This is a genomic window from Longimonas sp. (assembly GCF_040409695.1).
GTDB lineage: Bacteria > Bacteroidota > Rhodothermia > Rhodothermales > Salinibacteraceae > Longimonas.
Genome location: NZ_JARWGJ010000170.1, coordinates 1 through 5,254, shown reverse-complemented (window position 1 = coordinate 5,254; position 5,254 = coordinate 1). Strand labels below are relative to the sequence as shown.

General features: G+C 60.5%; 5 protein-coding genes. 1 reads left to right on the top strand and 4 read right to left on the bottom strand.

What is annotated here, in order from left to right; translation table 11 throughout:
* Positions 1 to 14 precede the first annotated feature (14 nt).
* Positions 15 to 314 (top strand): RsmB/NOP family class I SAM-dependent RNA methyltransferase, encoded by a 300-nt coding sequence (locus tag PPP56_RS10510; protein WP_353564000.1) that lies wholly within the window; start codon positions 15 to 17, stop codon positions 312 to 314.
* Between the two features lie 1,013 nt (positions 315 to 1,327).
* Here PPP56_RS10510 and PPP56_RS10505 read toward each other — a convergent pair.
* The 4 genes from PPP56_RS10505 to uvrB form a co-directional block, all read right to left on the bottom strand.
* Positions 1,328 to 1,732, bottom strand: coding sequence for a DUF5615 family PIN-like protein (locus PPP56_RS10505; RefSeq protein WP_353563998.1), 405 nt, complete (start codon positions 1,730 to 1,732; stop codon positions 1,328 to 1,330).
* Complete coding sequence (locus tag PPP56_RS10500) at positions 1,704 to 1,952, bottom strand: DUF433 domain-containing protein (RefSeq protein ID WP_353563997.1); 249 nt, start codon at positions 1,950 to 1,952, stop codon at positions 1,704 to 1,706. Before PPP56_RS10500 ends, PPP56_RS10505 begins: the two co-directional genes overlap by 29 nt.
* Before the next feature lie 298 nt (positions 1,953 to 2,250).
* Positions 2,251 to 2,607: an endonuclease domain-containing protein gene (locus PPP56_RS10495; protein ID WP_353563996.1), complete on the bottom strand. Its 357-nt coding sequence runs from the start codon at positions 2,605 to 2,607 to the stop codon at positions 2,251 to 2,253.
* 577 nt (positions 2,608 to 3,184) lie between these two features.
* Positions 3,185 to 5,251: an excinuclease ABC subunit UvrB gene (gene uvrB / locus PPP56_RS10490; protein ID WP_353563999.1), complete on the bottom strand. Its 2,067-nt coding sequence runs from the start codon at positions 5,249 to 5,251 to the stop codon at positions 3,185 to 3,187.
* Positions 5,252 to 5,254 lie beyond the last annotated feature (3 nt).

Here is a 5,254-nt window from a genome sequence, read left to right as displayed (position 1 = left end):
GCCGCCGGGCGGATCTGCGCTGGCGCCGCTCGCCGCAGGACGTGGAGACGCTGACGGCGCTGCAGGATGCGCTGTTGGATGCGGCGGTGGGGCTTTTGCCGCCGGGGGGCGTGCTGGTCTACAGCACGTGCTCGCTGCTTCCGGAGGAGAACGAGGCGCGCGTGGATGCGGCGCTGGGGCGTCACCCCGAGCTGACACTCGTGCCGCCGGTGCGCATCCCCCCTGCGGTGAAGCAGGATGGGTTTCTGCATGCAGACCCGGTCGCGCACGGCACCGACGGGGCGTTCGGGGCGCGGCTGCGGAAGGAGGGGTAAGGCTGACAGATCGCGGGGGATGCGAGCGATCCCCGGCTATGGGTGTCCTGCGTTTGAGGTCTTCTTAGCCCGGGGCCAGAATCGCAGCGCTGGGAGCACCGCGACCGAGTGCTCCCGGGGTGCGGATATCCCGGGCGGCCTGGCCAAGATTCTCGCTTCACAGCAAGCATGCACCCGCATTGAAAAATGGTGCTTCTACGGGCATGGGGAGACCCCGGCTCGGGGGCCGGGGTGACTTGGCTTTGGGAGGTCAGTGTCGTAAAGAGGCAAACGTGCTTTTCAAAACAGACCCACGCCAGCAAGTCATCCCGGGCGGAACGTAGCGCAGACCCGGGATCTTCACCCGCCCAAGACCACCCCGCCCTCCGGGCACCCCTCCTTTCCGGCTGCGCCGGTAGGAGGGGAGTTTGTGGGAAGTAGAGTTCTGCAAAAGGGGTCGTGGAAGGGGCCCATCAAGTCCTCCTCGGAGGAGGGGGATTTCGGGGGATGGACCGTGACGTGCCAATCTCAGGACGGTTCTGTTCGAGGCGGGGCTATCGTAGTGGAACGCACGAGATCGCACCCCAGGAGTACTTGTTCGCTGCGCTCACAGCGCCGCGTCAGTCGCAAGCTCCTTCCTCGCGATGACAACCCCGAAAGATCCCTTCACCGTGTCATTGCGAGGACGCAGGACGACGCAATCTCATGCGTCGCTGTTCGAGGCGGACTGGCTATTAACAGATAGCAGATACCCGTCTCAGATTCCCGCCTGCCGGCAGGTACATACGCGTACTGAAAACGGCGTATGTACGGAGATGGGAAGACCCCGGGTCAAGCCCGGGGTGACTTGGTTTTGGACGGTCAGAGCTGTAGAGGCATAAGCGCGCCGTCCAGAACAGACCCACAACACAAGTCATCCCGGGCGGAGCGGAGCGGAGACCCGGGATCTTCACCCGCCCAGGACCACCCTGTCCTTCGGGTACCCCTCCTTTCCGGCTGGTGCCGGTAGGAGGAGAGTTCTGAGTGTTGTCGTGTTAGGGGCGCCTACGCTTTCTGTATTTCCGTCCGTCAACGATGAAGAGCGTTCCGGTAAAGGACGTTTCTGTTTGGAGCAGCATCACCAACGTTCGGTGCACAGCGCGGACTTGTCCTGGATCAGGAGAGACATGGAGCACGATGATGCCATGATGTGATGAAGGGGGATACGAGCGGACGTCGCCAAACCCTCGGTCGGTCGTCACCAGAACGGCTTCCTTGTCGAGGGCCGTCTGGTAGACCTCGGCATCCGGTGCGCCCGCCATGCCGAGATCTTGAACACGATAGACGGTGCATCCCGCTGCTCGCATCATGCGAACCGTCTTCGTAAATGTGCATTCATCTGCGAGGAATCGCGGTTCCTGGTGCAATTCCTCACTTTCTGGCGGGCTGGGATGTGGCATAGACCTCTTCCTCTTGTACAACGGTATGGGCGTACCGGATGCACGCTAAGACATCTTCGCGGGTGATGTGACCGTAGTACTCGTCGATAATCTCGCTGATGGAGAGCCCTTCACCCAAGAGACCAAGCACCATGTGAACAGGAACCCGGGTGCCCGCAATGACGGGCTTGCCATGATGCACCTCGGGGTCAACTTCTATGCGCTGAGCAATGGTGGCCATGGATTGTTGGAGGGTGTGGAGTGTATTGCTGTCTTTGCAAAAAGGGTACGTCTGCCAGCATGTGTTCGTTCGCGCAGTGTGCTCTGAAGTGCGACCTTATGCCGTGGATTAGGTGGCGTCCAGGACCACCCCGCCCTGCGGGCACCCCTCCTTTCCGGCTGGTGCCGGTAGGAGGGGAGTTTTGAGAGTTCGTCGCGTTGAAGCTCAGCCCTCATAAGTTTCGAATAACCATGCACTTCAAAACTCTCCCCCTTAGCCAAGGGGGAGATGTCGGTAGACAGAGGGGGTTTGATTCCCATCAGTCATGAAACTGCTTTCTGATATACGCCAACACACCCTCTTCATCCTTAAACACCTGCTTGTTCTCAAAACGAACAACGCGAATACCTTTCGTTTCCAAATACACCTGTCGCTCCGCATCGTATTCACTGCGGAGTGGACCGTCGTGCGTGGCACCATCCAGTTCGATCACAAGACGCTCACCTGGACAGTAGAAATCCACGATGTATGGACCAATGCTATGCTGGCGTCTGAACTTGCGTCCGGAGAGTTGTCTCTTTTTTAGCGCACTCCACAACTGAGCCTCCGCAGGTGTTGCGTTGTTGCGGAGCTCTTTGCGGCGTTGCTTCAGTGATTGTCGGTTGTGTAGCTTCATCTGTGCACCCATTCTACGTTCCGATGTCCTGGCTCCCCGCCCTTCGGCCCCCCTTCTTTTCGGCTCCGCCGGTAGGAGGAGAGTTGTGGGGGAGTAGAGTTCTGCAAAAGGGGTCGTGGAAGGAGCCGATCAAGTCCCCCTCGGAGGAGGGGGATTTAGGGGGGATGAACCGTGACGTGCCAATCTCAGGACGGTTCTGTTCGGGGTGGGCTGACATGATGAAACGCAAAGATCGCCGCGTCAGTCGCTTACGCTCCTTCCTCGCGATGACAACCCCGGCAGATCCCTCACCTTGTCATTGCGAGGACGTAGGACGACGCAATCTCATACTTAGCTGTTCGAGTCGGGCTGGCATGATGAAAACACACAAGATCAAACACCCCCTTGACCCCGCCGGGCCCTGACTACCAAGCAGGGGATGGTTCGACTCCCGGCTTCGCCGTCCGCTCACCATGACACGCCCTGTGGCATGACATGCTCTACGGTCATGTCACCTTGAGTGGATGCCGAATCTTGCCGGTAGGGGGAGTGTCTTTAGCACCGTAATGCTACGCAAAGAGGCGCGCGGGTCGTTGCCTCAACCTGACGCCTCCAGCTGGGCTTTTAGCTCCTGAATGCTATCACGCAGTTCAGCGGCGCGCTCGAAGTCGAGATCCTCGGCGGCCTCCTCCATCTCCGTCTTCATCTGTTCGATGAGATCCTCTTTCTGATCGTCGGTTAAGTACTTCACCACCGGGTCGGAAACGGTACTCGTGAGCTGCTCGGGACGTCCGTAGTGCTTGCGGTTGGAGGGCTCGCGGTCGTCGCGCTTCTTCTCGTCGGCGATGGCCGTGCCGCGGTGGATCTCGTCGATCGACTTCTTGATCGGCTCGGGGGTGATGTCGTGTTCTTCGTTGTATGCGAGCTGGATCTCGCGGCGGCGCTCGGTCTCGTCGATCATCCGCTGCATGGATCCGGTGATCTCGTCAGCATACAGAATCACCTGGCCGTCCACATTGCGTGCTGCACGGCCAGCGGTCTGGATCAGCGACGTTTCGCTGCGTAGGAAGCCCTCTTTGTCCGCATCCAGAATAGCCACAAGGCTTACCTCAGGCAGGTCGAGTCCCTCGCGCAAGAGGTTCACGCCCACAAGCACATCGTACTCGCCCAGGCGCAGCCCGCGAATGATATCGACCCGCTCCAGCGCATCCAGGTCCGAGTGCATCCAGCGCACGCGCACGCCGTTGCTGTCGAGGTAGTCGGCCAGATCCTCGGTCATGCGCTTCGTGAGGGTCGTGACCAGCACGCGCTCGTTCTTCTCACTGCGCTTGCGAATCTCTTCGAGCAGGTCGTCGATCTGCGTGTCGGTCGGTCGGATGTCGATTTCGGGGTCGGGGATGCCGGTGGGGCGCACCACCTGATCGACAAACACGCCGCCGCTCTGCTCCAGCTCGTAGTCGCTGGGCGTAGCACTCATGTAGATAACCTGATCCTGCATCTCCTCGAACTCCTCAAAGGTGAGCGGACGGTTATCCAGCGCCGAGGGCAGGCGAAAGCCGTGCTCCACCAGCTTCAGCTTACGGGCGCGGTCGCCGTTGTACATGGCACGCACCTGCGGGATCGTGACATGGCTCTCGTCCATCACCATTAGGAAGTCGTCGGGGAAGTAGTCGAGCAGGCAGTACGGACGCTCGCCCGGTTCGCGGTTGGTGAGGTGGCGGCTGTAATTCTCGATGCCCGAGCAGTAGCCCACCTCCTGCATCATCTCCAGGTCGAACATGGTGCGCTGCTCCAGGCGCTGCGCCTCCACCATCTTGCCCTCTTCACGCAGCACCGCCAGCCGCCAGCGCAGCTCCTCTTTGATGCTATCAATGGCGGATGCGAGACGATCTTCCGGGGTCACAAAGATCTGCGCAGGGTAGAGGGTGAGGTGCTCGTCGAGCGCGTTGACCTCCGTGCCGTCGGTTGGATCAATCAGGCTGATGCGATCAATCTCATCCCCCCAGAACTCGATGCGGAAGGCGCGGTCCTCGAAGTACGCGGGAAAGATGTCCACCACATCGCCGCGCACGCGGAAGGTGCCGGGCTGAAATTCGATGTCGTTGCGGCTGTAGAAGAGATCCACGAAGCGGCGGAGAAGCACATCGCGCTCCACCTCCATGCCCGGTGCCAGCTGAATGATCTCCTTGCGGAACTCATCGGGCGAGCCGAGTCCGTAGATGCACGACACGCTGGCCACCACGATCACATCGCTGCGGCCCGAGATGAGCTCGCTCGTCGCCCGCAGCCGCAGCCGCTCGATGCGGTCGTTGATGGCCACGTCCTTTTCGATGTACGTGTCGCTCGGGACGATGTACGACTCGGGCTGGTAGTAGTCGTAGTACGAGATGAAGTACTCGACCGCGTTGTTCGGGAAGAACTGCTTGAGCTCGCCATAGAGCTGCGCCGCCAGCGTCTTGTTGTGGCTCATCACCAGCGTAGGCCGGTTCTCCTGCTCGATGACGTTTGCGATGGTGAAAGTCTTACCCGTACCCGTGCCTCCAAGCAGCGTCTGGTGCCGGTCGCCCCGCTGCAGGCCGTCGGTGAGTTCGTCAATCGCCTGGGGCTGGTCGCCCATCGGGGTGAACTCGGAGACGAGGTCGAACTGGTTCTCGACATCTTGCAGCGG